15 protein-coding genes are annotated in these 17,591 nt (G+C 51.9%); 14 read left to right on the forward strand and 1 reads right to left on the reverse strand.

The genetic code is table 11. The annotated features are described in order from the left end of the window. Positions 1 to 27: 27 nt before the first annotated feature. Positions 28 to 1,017 carry a YpdA family putative bacillithiol disulfide reductase gene (locus tag AC0YN4_RS01090; RefSeq protein ID WP_475834891.1) on the reverse strand — a complete coding sequence of 330 codons (990 nt, stop codon included), beginning with the start codon at positions 1,015 to 1,017 and terminating at the stop codon, positions 28 to 30. Positions 1,018 to 1,256: 239 nt separating this feature from the next. Here AC0YN4_RS01090 and AC0YN4_RS01095 point away from each other — a divergent pair, with 239 nt between their 5' ends. The 14 genes from AC0YN4_RS01095 (at position 1,257) to AC0YN4_RS01160 (ending at position 17,579) form a co-directional block, all read left to right on the forward strand. Next, positions 1,257 to 1,790, forward strand: a complete 534-nt coding sequence (locus AC0YN4_RS01095; RefSeq protein ID WP_090985453.1) for an ADP-heptose synthase — start codon at positions 1,257 to 1,259, stop codon at positions 1,788 to 1,790. Between the two features lie 352 nt (positions 1,791 to 2,142). Beyond that, the gene (locus tag AC0YN4_RS01100) at positions 2,143 to 3,891 is read left to right on the forward strand and encodes an ABC transporter ATP-binding protein (RefSeq protein ID WP_475834892.1); all 1,749 of its coding nucleotides are present in this window, start codon (positions 2,143 to 2,145) and stop codon (positions 3,889 to 3,891) included. Between the two features lie 56 nt (positions 3,892 to 3,947). Beyond that, positions 3,948 to 5,756 (forward strand): ABC transporter ATP-binding protein, encoded by a 1,809-nt coding sequence (locus AC0YN4_RS01105; protein WP_475780631.1) that lies wholly within the window; start codon positions 3,948 to 3,950, stop codon positions 5,754 to 5,756. Positions 5,757 to 5,955: 199 nt separating this feature from the next. After that, entirely contained in the window at positions 5,956 to 6,228 is a 273-nt protein-coding gene (locus tag AC0YN4_RS01110; RefSeq protein ID WP_210658353.1) for a hypothetical protein, read from the forward strand. A 321-nt stretch (positions 6,229 to 6,549) separates the two neighbouring features. Continuing rightward, entirely contained in the window at positions 6,550 to 7,827 is a 1,278-nt protein-coding gene (gene serS / locus AC0YN4_RS01115; RefSeq protein WP_475834893.1) for a serine--tRNA ligase, read from the forward strand. 93 nt (positions 7,828 to 7,920) lie between these two features. Continuing rightward, a complete protein-coding gene (locus AC0YN4_RS01120; protein WP_475780633.1) occupies positions 7,921 to 8,886 on the forward strand; it encodes an AAA family ATPase in 966 nt (321 codons plus the stop codon). A 28-nt stretch (positions 8,887 to 8,914) separates the two neighbouring features. After that, positions 8,915 to 10,009, forward strand: a complete 1,095-nt coding sequence (locus AC0YN4_RS01125) for a DUF58 domain-containing protein (protein ID WP_475834894.1) — start codon at positions 8,915 to 8,917, stop codon at positions 10,007 to 10,009. After that, positions 10,006 to 11,313 (forward strand): DUF4129 domain-containing protein, encoded by a 1,308-nt coding sequence (locus tag AC0YN4_RS01130; RefSeq protein ID WP_475834895.1) that lies wholly within the window; start codon positions 10,006 to 10,008, stop codon positions 11,311 to 11,313. The genes AC0YN4_RS01125 and AC0YN4_RS01130 overlap by 4 nt, the downstream gene beginning before the upstream one ends. 79 nt (positions 11,314 to 11,392) lie before the next feature. Next, the gene (locus tag AC0YN4_RS01135; protein ID WP_475780636.1) at positions 11,393 to 11,722 is read left to right on the forward strand and encodes a hypothetical protein; all 330 of its coding nucleotides are present in this window, start codon (positions 11,393 to 11,395) and stop codon (positions 11,720 to 11,722) included. A gap of 216 nt (positions 11,723 to 11,938) precedes the next feature. Continuing rightward, positions 11,939 to 12,955 carry an XdhC family protein gene (locus AC0YN4_RS01140; protein ID WP_475781007.1) on the forward strand — a complete coding sequence of 339 codons (1,017 nt, stop codon included), beginning with the start codon at positions 11,939 to 11,941 and terminating at the stop codon, positions 12,953 to 12,955. After that, the gene (locus AC0YN4_RS01145; protein ID WP_475780637.1) at positions 12,952 to 13,590 is read left to right on the forward strand and encodes a nucleotidyltransferase family protein; all 639 of its coding nucleotides are present in this window, start codon (positions 12,952 to 12,954) and stop codon (positions 13,588 to 13,590) included. The genes AC0YN4_RS01140 and AC0YN4_RS01145 overlap by 4 nt, the downstream gene beginning before the upstream one ends. Positions 13,591 to 13,705: 115 nt before the next feature. After that, a complete protein-coding gene (locus AC0YN4_RS01150) occupies positions 13,706 to 14,887 on the forward strand; it encodes a BMP family ABC transporter substrate-binding protein (RefSeq protein WP_475834896.1) in 1,182 nt (393 codons plus the stop codon). 32 nt (positions 14,888 to 14,919) lie between these two features. Continuing rightward, positions 14,920 to 16,467, forward strand: a complete 1,548-nt coding sequence (locus AC0YN4_RS01155; protein WP_475834897.1) for an ABC transporter ATP-binding protein — start codon at positions 14,920 to 14,922, stop codon at positions 16,465 to 16,467. Next, positions 16,464 to 17,579 carry an ABC transporter permease gene (locus tag AC0YN4_RS01160; RefSeq protein WP_475834898.1) on the forward strand — a complete coding sequence of 372 codons (1,116 nt, stop codon included), beginning with the start codon at positions 16,464 to 16,466 and terminating at the stop codon, positions 17,577 to 17,579. The genes AC0YN4_RS01155 and AC0YN4_RS01160 overlap by 4 nt, the downstream gene beginning before the upstream one ends. Positions 17,580 to 17,591 lie beyond the last annotated feature (12 nt).

Here is a 17,591-nt window from a genome sequence, read left to right on the forward strand (position 1 = left end):
AAGTTTTCTTATTCGCCGCGATGGTGTCTATAGCATTAGAGCACCGGTACGTACGAGATGTGCGGCGATCTTCCGCCCATGGAACCGACCGGATTCGATAAAGATTTCATTGGCTTCCCGCCGAGAAGCGACAACGCCGGCCAAATAAATACCCGGTACATTGCTCTCCATCGTTTCGTCGTTAAAGGTCGGATAACCTTCTTCCTCCATCGTTACGCCGAAGGAGGCAAGGAATGCGCGATCCGGATGGAAACCGGTCAAGGCCAGCACGAAGTCGTTCGGCAGCTCGTCAACACCGCCTTCACTTTCGATCGTGACGCTTCGCGAATGGATGGCAACAACGCGGGAAGCGAATCGCATCTGGATACGGCCTTTCGAGACGAGGCTCTCGAAGATCGGACGAACCCATGGCTTGATGCTCGAAGAATAGTGTTCGCCACGGTACACGACGGTTACCTTCGCGCCAACTCGCTCCAGCTCCAGAGCCGCATCGATCGCCGAATTGCTGCCGCCGATGATGGCGACCTGCATGCCCGTATACGGATGGGCTTCTCGGAAGAAATGTGTCACTTTATCGGACTTCTCGCCGGGAATACCAAGCTCATTTGGGTGATCGAAGTATCCGGTTGCGATAATGACGGCTTTGGCGCGATACGTGTTTAACTCGCCATGACGATTCGAACTCTCCAGCACGAAGCTGCCATCCTGCTGCGGATGAATCGACGTGACAGCCTCATAGGCATGTATGCGCACCTCACGCCGCAGAGCTACGCTGCGGTAGTAGTTGAGCGCTTCAATGCGAGAAGGCTTCTCGTTGGCTGTCGTGAACGGAATGCCGGCGATTTCGAGCAGCTCCGGGGAGCTGAAGAAGTGCATATAGGTTGGGTATTGCGATATCGAATGAACGACATTGCGCTTCTCGATCATGAGCGGATCGATGCCTATTGCCTGCAATTCAATAGCTGCGGCTAGTCCGCATGGACCGGCGCCGACGATGATTACTTGTTCGTTATGCATAAGTTCGGGATCAACTCCAATACACATTTAACATTAGGGCAGGGACCAGTCTTATTTTAGCACAGCTTCCAAACAGTTGCTTCCTGTAAAACAAGCATTTAGCTCTGTGTACGTGAAAGGTTATGTTGTATAATAAGCTAACACTTATCAAAGAGAGTTTGACTGAAGTCAAACTCCCTATTACATTAACAGAGAGAGTTTGACTAAAGTCAAACTCCCTATCACAAGGGGGAGATAGAATGCGACGGCGATTTGTCATTGAAGCCGTAATGGTAGCAACCTATGGTCATTTGCTCGTACCAAGCCGGCCGGTCGATTTTGTCTTGCCTTATTCGACAATTATGGAACTCTACGATATGCAAGCAGGCACAGACCCTGTGATGGATGATCCCGAGGACGATGCGCATGTGAAAGCCAAAATCGGAGAGCTTATCGCATTCTTCGAAGACCCGTTCAACAAGAAGAAGATCGAGCGTGCGCTTCAGATGCCTTGGCGCCAGAGTTCGCCTCTGCTGCTCGATGATAGGATTCAATTTACCATCGTGCATGCGGTGGATAACGCGCACTACGGCGAATATTTTGACCCGATTGAGACCGAGCTGCTGTTAACTTCGATCAAGCTGAGCGTGCCTTTGCTGTCGGATCAATTCGAATTTCAAGATAAGCTTCTGGAGGCTGAGGTGCCTGTCCAGGTGTACGATATAGAGGATTTTGAATTCGCGGTGGAACAAGGAATTACGGCTGCGGATTTCGAGCCTACGAGCGATTTGTAGCCTGTTGTTTAAGGAAGCATGACCTCGAATAGGTCATTTTAGACCATTTTAGGTTGAAAATAAAATTCTCGAGAGCCTCTTGCGCACTGCCGGAAGTGATGTTAAGATTTGGTTGTTCCAATTAACGGAAAACGATGAAAGGAGGGCGATGGATATGGTAAACATTTTTATTGACGTGCACAATGAAGCGTTTTATCGAGTCCATCGGCCCGACTTCTTTCACAGACTGCAGCCTTAAATAGCTGTGTACCCGTCTGTGTATAAGGAGATCTTGAGCCATGCGGCTCGGGGTCTCCTTTTTTGTTGCCGTCAAGGAAGCTGCGCATGTTCTGTTTAAAGGGGGAATACATCAATGAAAAATTTGGTTCGCTTATTGCGTTATTTGCGCCCGAGCACGAGCTGGGTCGTCATCTCGCTTGTGATGATGGTGCTCGGAACTGCGATCGATCTGATCGCGCCATGGATGCTGAAGCTGATCTTCGACGAAGGGATCGCCAATAGCAATGTGAAGCTGATTCTTGCATTGATATTAGGTCTGGCAGGCATTCAAGTCGTGAAAAGTATCGCCATGTTCATCCAAGGCCGAGCGCAAGAGCTTGTCGGGCAGAATGTCGTCTATACGCTTAGGGAGCAGCTCTATAATCATCTTCAGCGGTTGTCCTTCAGCTATTACGATAAAGCCCAGACCGGACAGCTGATGTCGCGCATGACAGGGGATATCGAATCCGTGAAGAACTTCATCGGTTTCGGCGCGATGGCGATGTTCACCGGGGTGATGACCTTTGTCGGTACGATCGTCTTCATGGCGTTCATAGAGTGGCGGGTTACGCTGCTCTGTATGGCTAGCGTTCCGCTGCTGCTGCTGGCACTTTATCAGTTTAACAAAAGGGTTGGTCCGGCTTGGGGTCAGATTAGAGAGCAAATGGGTAAGCTGACGACAACCTTGCAAGAGAATATCTCAGGAATTCGTGTTGTTAAAGCATTCGCTCGTGAGCATGTTGAACAATCCAAGTTCGAGGAACGCAACGATCAGAACTTCGAAACGAATATGGACCGGGCGAAGCTCGAGGCCAAATCGTTCCCGCTCATGAACTTCTATGGAGGTCTCGTCTTTCTGACAATGGTGTGGGTCGGGGCGTATTTCGTGGCCAAAGGGCACATGACACTGGGTACATTCATGGCGTTCCAGTGGTACACATGGGGAATTATCTGGCCGCTTAACATGCTCGGCTGGCAAATCAACATTATGCAGCAGGCAATCAAAGCTGCGCCACGCGTGTTTGAAGTGCTGGATACTCCGGTAGATATCAGCTCGGAGACAGGCGCTAAGGCGGATACGGATCGCATAGAAGGGAATGTCAGCTTTGAAGGCGTCTCCTTCCACTTCGCCGATCAAGATCCGGAGCAAGACGCCGGTATTCTGGAGGATATCTCGCTTGGCGTGAAGCAGGGGGAAGTCGTCGCCGTGCTTGGCGCAACAGGCTCCGGCAAGAGCAGCTTGATCGCGCTGATGTCGCGATTCTACGATGTCAGCCAAGGTCGACTGTTGATTGACGGCGTCGATGTCCGTGACTATGAGCTTGAAGGACTCCGCCGCAAAATCGGTATCGTACCGCAGGAAACGTTCCTGTTCTCCGCGACAATTCGGGAGAACATCGCATATGGCGTGCCGGAAGCGACGCAGGAGCAGATTGAATGGGCATCACGCAAAGCTCAGATTCATGCCTTTATCGACACCTTGCCGCATGGCTATGACACGATCATCGGCGAACGTGGGGTCGGGCTGTCCGGCGGGCAGCGTCAGCGTGTCGCACTGGCACGCGCGATTCTAATGGATCCGCCGATTCTTGTGCTGGATGAAGCAACGGCAAGCGTCGATACGGCTACGGAATCCGCGATTCACGAGGAGCTGCTGGAGGTCATGAAGGGACGCACGACGTTCATCATCGCGCAGCGACTATCCTCTGTGAAACGGGCAGATCGCATAGTCGTGCTTGACGGAGGCAAGATCGTGCAGCAGGGAACGCATAAAGAGCTGTTCGAGCAGGAAGGGTTCTTCCGGAATCTGTTCCAGATGCAAGAGGCTGCCGCAGCCAGATAATCGTTCAATTAATGGCATAAAAAATATGATTAACGCCATAAAGGAGGGAAACCTCTATGAGTCAAGTCGAATGGGATTCCGACGAAGATTTAGAAGAGAAGCCGTTTAACCGGGAGTACATGAAGCGATTGTTCCGCTATGTACTCCCTTATCGCAAAGTCCTTACCATCGTCCTCATTATTGTCCTATTCAATATGGGTCTCAGTCTCGCAGAGCCACTGCTGCTAAGATACATCATTGACGAAGGGATCTTGAAACAAGATTTCTTCTTGATTAATATGGTCGGTCTAACGCTGCTGGGGATTAGGGTAGCGGGGTGGCTGTTTGGCTACCTGCACACCAGATTCATCAACTTTACCGGGCAACGGATTTTGTTTGATCTGCGTCAGCAGCTGTTCAATCATTTGCAATCCTTATCGTTCCGCTTCTTCGATGGCAGACCTGCCGGGAAAATCATGTCCCGCATCACGAATGATACGAACTCAATCGGTGAGCTCATTAATGGTGGATTGATTACGCTTGTCATGGAGTTTACACATCTAATCGGGATCGTAGTCATTCTGCTCTGGATGGACTGGAAGCTGGCATTATTATCCTTCATTACTTTGCCGCTGCTGTACTTGGTTTTCGGCCAAATGCAATCCAAAATCGAAGGCTCCTGGTCGCGTTCACGCAAAACGATGTCCGCGATCAACGGCAATTTGAATGAGACGCTTCAAGGCATTCGCGTCATTCAAGCGTTCTCTCGCCAATCCGAGAACAACAAGAGGTTTGAGAAGCTGAATGCACGCAACAAGAATGCGTTCATGCGGGCTGTGACGCTGGAATCCATCGTCTTCCCATCCGTTGAGATGATCGGGATGATCGGAACCTGCGTCGTGTTATGGTTCGGTGCGCAAGCTGTTATGGATAAAGAGTTGACACTGGGCTTTATTATGGCCTTCATCAATTACTTGTGGCGTTTCTGGGGACCGCTTAGCGCGCTATCCAAAGTGTATAGCCAGGTGCTGTCCGCCATGGCTTCGGCTGAGCGCATCTTCGAGATTCTGGATTCGGAGCCGGAAGTGAAGGATCGCGCCAATGCGAAATCGATGAAGACGATCCAGGGCGAGGTTATATTCGAGAATGTAGCATTTCGCTATGAAGCGGATAAACCGGACGTGCTCAAGGATATTAATCTTCATATTAAGCCGGGTCAGCGTGTTGCGCTTGTGGGTCCGACCGGTGCAGGGAAGAGTACGATCGTCAATCTGCTCATGCGTTTCTATGATACAACCGGAGGCCGGATACTGATCGATGGTCAAGAGGTCAAGGATGTTACATTGGAATCGCTGCGACGTCAGATGGGCATCGTGCTGCAGGATTCCTTCATCTTCTCCGGAACCATAGAAGAGAATCTGCGCTACGGCAACGAGGATGCATCCGATGAGGCGCTGCGCCGCGCAGCCGAGAATGTACGCATCGACAAGTTTGTCTCCCAATATGCAGACGGTTATCAGACACAGGTGGAGGAACGCGGTTCGAAACTGTCCGTCGGTCAGCGCCAGCTGCTTGCCTTCGGGCGGGTGCTGCTGTCAGATCCGCGCATTCTGATTCTGGATGAGGCTACCTCGAGTGTAGATACAGAGACGGAGCAGCACATTCAAGCCGCGCTTCACACGATGCTCGAAGGTCGTACGGCGTTTATTATCGCGCATAGGTTATCTACGATCCGCGATGCCGATATCATTCTCGTCGTCAAGGATGGCCGTATTTCCGAGCAAGGCTCACATGATGAACTAATGAGTCAAAACGGCCTCTATAAGAAGCTGTATATGACGCAATTCGAGATGCAGCAGTCGCTTGCGATGCAAACGGGTGCTTAAGATTCGCTTGAACAGCAGCCCCCGACTTCGGGGGCTGCTCTTTCTTTCGCGCTAGATAGGCTTTGAATTGCGAGAATAGACCAAAGTTCACGTTTCGCGCAGTTCCCACATGGGTAAACTATATAAATGAATTGACATTCACCCGCAAATTTAATAAGCTTACAAGGAATTTTCAAATCTACAAAACAGGAGATTGATTATGAAATTCAATATGAAAATTAAAGATTTTGCAGCTGCAGACATTAATGTAGCAGATGGACTATATCATTTTGTCGTTACGATGTCCGATAACACGCAATGCCGATTGATCTTCACGAAGAAACCGGATTGGAAGCTGATTGGCGTTAACCGTCTTCTTACGGTTCCTTGCCCAATCTGCAGAAGAGATTACTATTGCAACTGCATGACTAAGTATGTAGAAGCATTTGAGCGTGAAGTGCTCGACAAAGAGCTTATTTCTTCCGTTCTGTAATTTTCAAGCAGTCATTGATGACTGCCCCTTGCATCGTGAGTATGGCTCTGCTATACTAACGAGCAATAAGCACACAGGCCGATGATGAGCATCCAACTCGGAGGCGTTGCGTACAGAGTTTGACGGCAATTCCGTTGCCGTTCCAGGCTCTCCAAGCATTCCGGTACCGCACCGTTATCGGCGGATCTGAGAGAGTCGATCATGCGATTGACTAATTTGGGTGGCACCGCGAGCGCGTTCTTCGTCCCATTGTTATGGGACAAAAGGAACGCGTATTTTTGTTTGTCCCAGCGACAATAGGAATCAAAGGGAGTGCTAACCATGTTAAACATCACAGTGATCAGACAGCAAGCGAAGGCGTATCAACAAGCCGCAGATTGGAAGAAGATTTCGATATCGATTGAAGAGCTCCTCTCGGTGGATGACCGCAGGCGGGAGCTGCTTCAATTAACGGAAACGCTTCGTGCGGAAAGAAACAGACGCTCGAAGGCGATTGAGCAGCTGATGCTGGAAGGCCGTAAGGAAGAAGCGGCACCGTTGAAACTGGAAACGACGGAGCTGCTGCAGCAGCTTAAGCAAACGGAGGCGCAGTATCGGCAGACGATGTTCCGATACGAGGATCTTATGCTGCGCGTCCCTAATCTGACGTCGGCGGATACTCCGGTAGGCGCCAGCGATGAGGACAATGTTGAGCTGCGTAGAGTTGGGGACATTCCCGACTTTGCGACATTCCTGCCACAAAGCCATGTGGAAATCGGGCAACGACTGGGGATGGTTGATTTTGCGCGCGGGGTAAAGATCGGCGGTACCCGGCAATATGTGCTGGCCAATCATGGGCTGCAATTGCATCGGGCTGTTCAACAGCTCGCACTCGACATGCTGATGGACAAAGGGTTTGAGCTGATGGATGTACCTGCTATGGTGAAGGAGGAAACGCTCGTTTCGTCGGGCTATTTTCCGGCGAATCGGGATCAGACCTTCGGCATCCAAGGCGAGGATAAGTGGCTGATCGGGACGTCGGAGGTGCCGCTTATCTCGTATTACAGCGGGGAACTCGTGGATCTCACTACCCCGAAGCGGCTTGGGGCTGTCAGCCCCTGTTATCGCAGCGAGGTTGGATCGGCAGGCCGCGATGTACAAGGTCTCTACCGTGTTCATCAATTTGCGAAAGTGGAGCAGGTTGTGTTGTGTGAAGCGAATCTTCCGCTGGCGTTATCGCTGCTGGAGCAAATGACAGCGATGAGCGAGGAGCTGCTGCAGCTTCTCGAGCTGCCGTATCGAGTGGTTTCGGTGTGCGCCGGCGACATGTCGCAGAAGAATTATAAGCAGTACGATATCGAGACTTGGATGCCGAGCCGCGGCAGCTATGGGGAGACGCATTCGGCTTCGCTGCTGCTGGACTTTCAGGCGCGGCGCTCGAATATCCGCTATATGGATGAGAACGGCAAACCGCAATACGCGTACACGCTAAACAATACGATGGTCGCCACGCCGCGAATTCTCATTCCGCTTCTCGAGAATCATCAGCGCGAGGATGGTTCGATTAATATCCCGCTGGTACTTCGTCCCTACATGAGAGGACGCTCGGAGCTTCGCTAGTCATCTTCAATCGGGTCTAGCCTCTCTACTAGAATGGGGGTATACTTGAGAGGATGTACTTCCATTCGCTGGAAAACGAGAGGAGCAGGCAGGATGAGTTTAAGTAAAATCAGTCAAACGGCAGATCGAATTCGTTCCAATGTCAGTAAAGTCATCGTAGGGAAAGAAGATATCGTCGACAAATTAATTATCGCCATTCTAACATCCGGCCATGTGCTGCTGGAGGACGTACCGGGGACAGGGAAGACGCTGCTCGCTAAAGCACTTGCCAAGTCGATAGACGGCGCGTTCAAACGGATTCAATTTACGCCGGATTTGCTCCCGTCTGACCTGACGGGCATTCACTTCTATAATCAGAAAGTCGGGGAATTCGAGTTTCGTCCAGGTCCGCTCTTCGCGAACATCGTGCTGGCAGATGAAATTAACCGAGCGACACCCCGTACGCAGTCCAGCTTGCTGGAGTGTATGGAAGAGCGGCAGGTAAGCATCGATGGAACGACGCATACGCTTGGTCGTCCGTTTCTTGTCATTGCGACGCAGAATCCAATCGAGCAGCAGGGTACGTTTCCGCTGCCGGAGGCACAGCTTGACCGCTTCCTCTTCAAGATTAAGATGGGCTACCCGACGACGGAGGAAGGCATCTCCATTATGAAGCGGTTTATGGCGGATAGCCCGCTGGAGCAGCTGGAGCCGGTTATCGGCGCGGAAGAAATCGAGGCGGCCAAGGGGCTGTATACGAGCATTCAAGTGAGCGAGGAGCTGCTTGGCTATATGCTTGCGATCGTAGAAGCGACCCGGGTACATCCGGATGCGGCTCTCGGCGCAAGCCCGCGAAGCAGTCAGGCGCTGCTGCGTGCCTGCCAAGCGCATGCGGCTATCAAGGGCAGAGACTATGTTCTGCCGGATGATGTGAAAGCTATGGCAGTACCGGTGCTGGCACACCGTATCGCCCTGCGAAGCGTGCAGCGGATGCGTCCTGAAGCAGCGGAGCAGGTTATCGGCAGTATTCTTGCATCCGTCTCGGTGCCAGCGGATTCACCGCTTGTCGGCAGGACTTAAGGAAGTCGGCCGAGGAGGGAGATGAAGGATGGGCATTCATTGGTATATTCTAAGCGCGCTATTCGTCATCGCGGTGCAGCGGTATCTTTTCCGCTACTTCGGGATGAAAGGCGTGACATACTCGCGTACGTTCAGTGTGGCGACTTGCTTTGAAGGTGACCGCATTGAGATGGTGGAGCGGTTAGCGAATCGTAAATTTGTGCCTGTGCCATGGCTTCGGGTTGAATCCTTGCTGCACACCGGATTGAAATTCGAAAGCGATACCAATTTCGCAGTCAGCCACGGACAGTTCTATCAGAATCATCGCAGCTTATTCAGCCTTATGGGCAATAAACAGTTGAAGCGACGCCATACGGTTCTGGCGGCATCGAGGGGCTGTTACCGGCTGACCAGCGCTTCGCTGACGTTTGGCGATCTGTTCGGGATGTTCAGCTCGTGGCGGTCAGTGCCGCTTGAAGTGGAACTGCTCGTGTACCCGCAGCCTGCTGATTGTTCGCTGATCCAGCTTCCTTCTAGGAGCTGGCAAGGGGATATCGCGGTGCGCAGATGGATCGTGGAAGATCCCTTTTACATCAGCGGGGTTCGGGAGTACCGTCCGGGCGATTCTTTCAAAATGATCAATTGGAGCGCGACTGCGCGCACGGGTTCGATGCAGGTCCACCGCCGCGACTATACGGCGGATTACCGACTTATCGTTCTGCTCAATGTTGAGGATCATGCCGGGATGTGGGAAGCGGTGAATAACCCGGCTCTCATAGAGGAAGGTATTCGTTATGCGGCAGCGATTCTTCAGTACGCAACGGAGCAAGGCGTGGAAACGGCCTTTGTGAGCAATGGCCATGAGCTTGATCATCCGGGAACGGTGATGAAGGTGGAGCGAGGAAGCGGAAGCGAGCACTTGACGCATTTGTACGGTCAGCTCGCGAAGCTTGTTATCGTGCGTACGCAGCCTTTCGATGCGATGGTGGAGCAGCTCAGGTCCCAGTGGGAGGAACGCTGCGATGTTGTCATCATTTCAGCTTTCATGAGCGATCCTATAGAACGAGAAATGGCAAAGCTTCGCAATGACGGCCATTCTGTTGATTGGCTGCCGATTGCGGGAGTGGAGGTCGCTGCCGGATGAGTGCTTCGACTACGAAAGGGAACGTGATGCGGGCCATCTTCTCGTTATTCGGTTCAGGCTTGATCGAATTATTGTTGTTCATGCCGATTTACCTCGCTGTTTATGTATGGAAACCGCAATTTGAAGTACCTTTGCCTGCTATGATGCTTCTGCTGCTCGCTGGTTATATGGTCGGTTGCGGCCTCAACTTACTGGTAAAGTTTGCGCATTCGTTTGGCAGAAGCGTACTTGCTGCAATCCTTGCGGCCGTAAGTTGTTTCTTGCTATTCGGTTTGACAGTGGACGCGATTGTTCCGTTTCTGTATGTGACAGCTGCGCTGTTCCGGGGTTCGGCTTACGCGATCACGCATCCGTTATTGCGTCATTTGCCGCGAACGTATGTGATGGGGACTTCGTTTTATTTTGCCGGATCGGTCGTATATCAGTTTAAAGAGGGCTTCGACGACTATCATACCTTCTATCTGATAGCAGGATTGCTGACGCTGGGTTTGACGCTGTTTCAGACGAATCGCAGTACGGTTAGCCGAGAAACGTTGTCCGGAGAAGCCAAGCCGAACGTAGACTATACGGTGCGCAGGCATAATCGGTACTTCGTCGGTGTTGCAGCAGCGGTATCCGTGCTGATTGTGCTCAGTTACCAGCTTCAGGCGATGTTTGGTGCTCTTGGTCGAGAGGTCAAGGATCTCCTCGGAGGTTTGTTGAGCGGAAGCGGGGACAAATCCTCTACTCCGCCAACAGGAGCAGAAACTCAGCAAATGCCTGAAATGCCGCCGATCGATGGTGCATCGAAGGGGCTGCCGCTTTGGGTAGAGATCATATTGTACGGTATCGCAGCTATCATGGTTGGATTCGTGCTCTGGCTTGCGCTTCGCAAGCTGAAGGAACTGCCGCAGTGGTTGAAGCTGCTCCGCAGTAAACTCGCACAGCTGTTCAGCAGGGATGCGGCACGGACGACTAGCGGCTATGTCGATGAAGTCGAGCGAATCCGAAGTACCGGCAATCGGTTCACCTCGTGGCGCAATCGTTCCAAAGAGCAGAAGCTGAAGTGGAAGGATCTTACGAATAACGAAGCGCGTGTTCGTTACTTGTATCGCCGCTGGGTGGGCAGCTTCGTGAAGAAGGGCTATTCGTTTAAGCCGCATCTGACGCCGAATGAAATTGGCGCGGATCTGAGCAAAGACAATGGTGCTGTTGAAGCGAATCCGCTGCTTGCCGCTTATCATAGCGTGCGCTATGGAAAACAACCTATTTCGAATGAAATGGTGGAGGAGCTCGTCAGTCTTGACGGTGGACTAAAGCGCTGATTGGTACGAAATGACATAATCACGCCGATGAGGGGGCAATCTAAAGCGGAATAAGGATTCCGCACAGGAGGCTCACACGATGGAGATGCAAGGTCAATCGAACTTGAACAGTCAACAGCTTAGCTACGAGCAGTTCCAAGAGCAGATCAAGCAAAGACAGCAGCAAGAGCAGCTGCAGGCGCAGCAGGCGCTGCGCAATGCAGGGCTGGACCCGAAATCACAACAGGTTCAGCAGGTCGTTCAGGAGCTGTACAACATTGAGCGAGAGTTGAAGCTTGCCGAGAATCAGCTGCAAATGCAAATGGATGCGCAGAAACGTCAAATTCAGCTCATTCAACAGAAAATTCAGCAAGCGATGGCGCAAGTGAAGAGTTCGCTTGGTTCGCAGCCGAACCCTTATATGCAATAACAATCGAATAAGCCCATTAAAACCTTCTTGCTGCAACGTCTGGGACGTGCAGCGAGGAGGTTTTTTTAGCATATAATATGTAAATTAACATTACATTAAACACTTGAATAAATGGATCATGCATTCTATTATGTTATATAACATAACATTTAAGGCGCGGTGGTGTTTCCTTTCGTGAAACCTATATGTTAGGTTTAGGGGGTGGCGGCGGTGGATATGACTCCAATATTAGTCGAACTGGCAGATCATCGAATCGAAGAGTCGGCTGTTCTGGCCACGATTATTCGGGTGAGTGGTCATTCTTACCGCAAAGAAGGAGCGGCCATGCTGTTTCTCGCTAACGGCAGGAGGATCGGGAGTTTAAGTCCGGGCTGTCTGGAAGATGATCTGCATGCGAGGGTCGAGGATGTGCTGGTGAGTGGTTTGCCTGTCACGGTTAGTTACAATCTGAGATCCGATGAGGATGCGATATGGGGAGAAACCGTTGGCTGCGGCGGTGAAATAACGGTTCTGCTCGAGTCTGTGCATGACGGACTGCTGCGATTGCTCAGAGAAGCGGGACGTCGATTGCAGAAGGGGCAAACGATTGCATTCAGCAGACGGTGGGATGGCGTGCGATTTGAGTTCACGCTGGTTGATGATGATGCCGTTGTAATTGGCAGTGACTATATAGTAGTTCCCTTCGAGACGGATGCCTGGCAGCATGGACGGAGCATCGTCTGCACTTGGGAGCCGAAGCCGCGGCTTATTCTATTCGGGGATGGCCAAGATGCTGCGGCAATTGCCAAGGTAGCCGTAGGAATTGGTTTTCGCGTCGTCATCGCTGATTGGCGTGAACGCGATTATGAAGGTGAGCGCGGGAATAACACTAATCCTTGTATGGATGTGGCGTTTGTAATGGGGACTCCTCATGAGATAACAGATCAACTACAACTCGGAATCAAAGACTATCTGATCGTGTGCAGCCATCAAATGCGCCAAGATCGTGAGATGCTTAGTCGGTCAATTCCTCTAGGGCTGCGCTATATTGGACTTTTGGGTTCGAGTTCGAGGGCAGCGAAGCTGCTTGAAGGGTTAGATCGAAGTGCGAATTTGTATGCGCCAATGGGGCTGCCGATCCGTGCAGAAGGCCCGGAGGAAATTGCAATTAGTGTAGCGGCACAGTTGATTGAGGTACGTGCTTCTGCACGGCTTGCCGGCAAAAGAAGTGGAGAGGGGGCGAAACTAGGATGAAGATAGGCAGTATTTATCTCGCGGCAGGTTCGAGCAAACGGATGGGGGAGGCGAAGCTGTCGCTCGAATTAGCCTCTGGTATCACAATGGGAAGTCGAGGTTTACAGGAACTGCGCAGCTGCGGGTTTCACCCGCTGACGGTAGTTGTACGGCCGGATGATCCGCTCTTATGGCTCTATGACCGCAGAGAACGACTCGGTGTGCTGCCTAAATATCGCATAACGCCTTGTAAAGAAGCGCACGGCGGAATGTCGCATTCCATCCGAAGCGGAATTCAAGCGCTGCAGCCGGAGAATCCGGATGCCGTGTTAATTGCGCTTGCGGATCAACCGTTTGTTAACGCGACACTGCTTAAACGACTTGTTTCGGTGTTTCAAGAAGATCCGTCAGTAGATTACGTGGCCAGTGGATATGGGGATATAGCGGGTCCGCCGGTGATTTTCAACAAATCGATGTTCCCGCTGCTGTGCGAGCTAGAGGGGGACGCGGGAGCGAGGAAGCTGCTGAAATCGCCGGATTATCGGGGGAAAGTGGTTCGCTATGCGGCGGAATGGGCTTTCATTGATATTGATACGAAAGAACAGCTGGAGAAAGCGAAGTTGATTTGGTCTCAGATGCAGTTGAAAGCAAAGTGATGTGTAAGTTATGTTTATGTAATATAAGTTGACGTATTAGTGACACCGACTTATAGTGGAATTACGTCCCAGGCAGAACCTGGGATGAATATAGATAGGTTTGGGGAGGAACGGTATGAAACTTCGTAACCGGGCAATGACGTTTGGTTTGACTGCCATTCTTGCTTTTGTCATGGTGCTGACCGGCTGCAGCATCAAGAACAACGAAGATAAGACATCAACCTCTACTAACGCGTCTAAGACAGAAGATTCGGATTCAAACACTTCGACAAGCGCGAACACGACAACTACGGAAACAGAAACTAAAGCTCCTCGTGTCGCGTTTGTTTACATCGGACCGCCGGGGGATGGCGGCTGGACGTTTCAACATGATCAAGGGCGTAAGTATATGGAGGAGCAGACAGGCATTAAAGCTGACACGGTAGAGAATGTACCGGAGAGTGCGGACGCGGAGCGAATCATTACGGAGCTGGCGCAGAATCACGATATTATCTTCACAACAAGCTTCGGTTACATGGATTACACCTTGAACGTGGCGAAGAAATTCCCGAAGGTCATCTTCGAACATACGGCTGGTTACAAAACAGCTGACAACATGGGTACTTATTTCGGGAAAAACTTTGAAGCCAGTTATCTGGCAGGCATTGCGGCGGGTAAAGTGACGAAGAAGAATCATCTCGGATATGTAGGCGCTTTTCCGATTCCGGAAGTTATTTATAATATCAACGCGTTTGCGTTAGGAGCTCTGAGCGTGAACCCGGACATTAAGGTCGATGTCGTATGGTCCAACACTTGGTTTGACCCGAATACGGAGCGCCAAGCAGCGATTAGTTTGCTGGACAAAGGTGCGGATGTATTGATGGCCTATCAAGATTCACCAGCTACCGTTCAAGCGGCGGCTGAACGCGGTGCGTTCGCAGGAGGCAACGACTCGGATATGAGCAAATATGCACCGGATGCGTATTTGACCAACCCCGTCTGGAACTGGGGTCCGTATTACACGAGTATCGTGAAAGCCGTACAGGACGGAACGTGGAAGAACGAACAATTTATGGGCTCGATGGCAGATGGGATGGTCGATCTCGCGCCGCTTGGGGCGAAGGTTCCGGATGACGTAAAGAAGCTGGTCGAGGAAGCGAAGGCGAAGGTTCTGGACGGATCGCTGCAAGTGTTTACCGGTCCGATTGTTGATGCAAGCGGAACAGAGAAGCTGAAAGCCGGCGAAACGATGAGCTTGGATACCATCCTGACCATGGACTGGTTCGTCAAAGGAGTCGAAGGTACGATTCCGAAGTAATTGTATCGTCAATCGTCGGGAGGCGGTTCAGCATGCAAGGAAGCTTCTCTGTTGAAATGCGAGGCATTGTGAAGCGCTTCGGAAGCGTGATCGCGAGCGACGAGGTGGACTTTCGGGCGAGCGCAGGCGAAATTCACGCGCTGCTAGGGGAAAACGGGGCTGGCAAGAGCACCCTGATGTGCATGCTCTCAGGTGTGTACCAGCCGACCGGCGGCGCCATCTATCTGCGCGGCGTGCAGGTGAAAATTCGTTCGCCGAAGGATGCCTTGAAGCAAGGTATCGGGATGGTTTTTCAGAACTTCCGACTTGTTCCGACATTGACGGCTGCCGAGAACATTGTGCTCGGCGAGCAATCCTCCATCTGGCGAGGTACCGGGTGGTTGAAGAAGAAGCAGGAAGAGATTGAAGCCATCGCGACAAGGTTTGGCCTCGCGATCCATGTCGATCGTCCGATCTGGCAGCTCTCCGTAGGTGAGCAGCAGCGCGTTGAAATTATGAAAACCTTATATCGCGGAGCGGATATCATCGTCTTGGATGAGCCGACATCCGTACTCACGCCGGGCGAGGCGGAGCTCCTCTTTCAGACGCTCGAAGCGATGAGGAAGGAAGGCAAGACCGTCATTATGACGACGCATAAGCTGGGTGAAGTGATGCAAGCCTCCGATCGAATCTCCGTCATGCGCAAAGGCAAGATGGTCGTCACGATGGAAACAAACGAAACGAATGAACGAGATTTAGCGAAGCTGATGGTTGGTAAAGCGATCATCGAAATGCACCATAGCTCAGCCATGAATGTGCGCGGGGAGCTGCTGCTCTCCGCGCAAGAGCTTGAAGTGATAGCCGATCACGGCCGCGTGGCGTGCAAGGAGCTGACGCTTCAAGTACACGAAGGAGAAATCGTCGGTATCGCCGGAGTCGCAGGCAATGGACAGAAAGAACTGGCTGAAGTGCTGACGGGACTTCGCCATCCGACTCGAGGCTCTATCCGTATGGCAGGCAAGGATATGCGTTCCACTTCCGTGAGAGACTTCATCGAGGCCGGTATTGCGCATATTCCCGAGAACAGGATGCGCAGCGGGTTGGCCGGAAGCTTGGGGGCTACGGATAATCTGTTATTGAAGTCCTATCGTTCCGGTAAACGGACGAGTCTTGGATTTCTGCGGATGAAACGCAATCTGGCTTGGTCGCAGCAGCTTATCGAGCAATTCGATGTAAGAACGCCTGATGTGGATACGCCCGTCAGTCAGCTCTCCGGCGGCAATCAGCAGAAGCTCCTATTCGCGCGTGAAATCCATCAGTCACCGAAGCTGATGATTGCCGTTCATCCGACACAAGGCTTGGATGTAGGGGCTGCAAGCAGTGTGCACCGGTTGTTGTTTCAGCTTCGCGATTCAGGTGGAAGTGTACTTCTGATCTCAGAGGACCTTGATGAGGTGCTTCGTCTGTCTGACCGTATTCTTGTCATAAGCCGAGGAGCCATTGTTGGGGAAATGAAGCGGGAGGAAGCTACGCGGGAGCGAATCGGTCTTTATATGGCAGGAGTCTCAGATGAGAGCGGTGAAGGGGAGGAAGTGATATGAACGACCATCCCGTTGCCGATCTTACAATGCCGCCGCAGGTTGAAGCAAAGCGCAGGTTTCCTCTCCGGCTCGTAGTGGAACCGGGAGGAGATTCCGTCCGGAATCCGTGGTGGATCGTCCTTGTTTCCATCCTTCTGGCACTGATCGTGTGCGGCATCTTCATTGCCATGAATGGGATGAACCCGCTCATCGTATATAAGAAGATGGTGACCGGTGCGTTTGGCACCTCGTATGGCCTATCGGAAACGCTTGTTAAAGCAATACCGCTCCTCCTATGCGGGATCGGCGTTTCCATCGCTTATCGGATCTCCTTCTGGAACATTGGAGCAGAAGGGCAGTTTGCTGCAGGAGCTATTGCGGCAACTGCAGTCACGGTTTATTTTCCGACATTGCCAATGTACGTCTCTATCCCTTTAATGGCCCTGTTCGGCATACTTGCCGGTGGAATATGGGGCTTACTCACGGCTCTGCCGCGCATTTACTTTCGTGTCAACGAGCTGATTACCTCATTGATGCTGAATTATGTTGCTCTGCTTGCACTGGATTACGTGGTATTCGGCCCTTGGCGTGATCCGGAAGGCTTCAACTTCCCCGGCACACCAATGTTCACCGCCGCACAGACATTGCCCGTATTCGGCAGCACACGACTCCATGCCGGACTCATTATCGGACTTATCGCAGTGGCGCTGTACGCCATTACCATTCGGTATACGAAATGGGGGTATGAGCTTCGAGTGATCGGTGCAAACCCGGAAGCGGCCAGAAATGCGGGAATTCCGCTGAGCAAACATATCTTGCTTGTCATGCTGATTAGCGGCGGCTTAGCCGGCATTGCCGGGATGAGCGAGGTGTCAGGCGTTACGCATCGACTGATGTACGGAATTTCACCGGGATACGGGTATACAGCGATTATCGTGGCATGGCTCGCTAAGCTGAACCCGCTCGGCTTGGTGGTATCGTCCGTATTATTCGGCGGGTTGATCGTCGGCGGCTACAGCGTTCAAACCATCGGCCTGCCATCATCGATTTCGAATATGCTGCAAGGCGCAATCTTGTTTTTTCTCATAGCGGGGGGCTTCATTGGCCGATTGCGGTTGCGACGAAACGTGTAACGGGGGAGTGCC

The organism is Paenibacillus sp. J22R3, from assembly GCF_056269305.1.